The 393-nt window shown below is 40.7% G+C and carries 1 pseudogene; it reads left to right on the forward strand.

Features of this window, described 5'->3' with window-relative positions:
- Positions 1 to 256: 256 nt before the first annotated feature.
- Positions 257 to 322 (forward strand): annotated as a pseudogene (locus ACSZPU_RS26365) (tyrosine-type recombinase/integrase); the annotation flags it as partial.
- Positions 323 to 393 lie beyond the last annotated feature (71 nt).

The following is a 393-nucleotide window of genomic DNA, read 5'->3' on the forward strand; positions in this document are numbered from 1 at the left end:
ACATAAATTATGTTATTATAAATTAACTATATAAAACAGGAGTTTAAAAATGCATTCGAGTCCAGTCAGAGAGCCATTCTCAAGAAAGCAGACGTTCACTAACGTCTGCTTTCTGCATTTCTATCAATTGGTTATCCCCTCTCAGTCGTTCACCCTCGTTCACTAAAAACCACTCGAAGCCATATCATTTTGATGGTAAAAATGCTGGTAATGCTGGTTCGATTTCCCTTTTACCAACAAACGAGGGGGCGTTTCCATGTCACTGACTGATATTAAAGCAAAAAATGCAAAACCCCTTGAGAAGGAATATAAGCTGACTGAACCGCCCCGGTTTTCCTGGAGAGTATTTTAGTTGGGAACTCAGGCTGCCAGATCCTTATTCCCGATGGAAGC

This window comes from Phytobacter sp. V69 (assembly GCF_965644215.1).
GTDB lineage: Bacteria > Pseudomonadota > Gammaproteobacteria > Enterobacterales > Enterobacteriaceae > Phytobacter.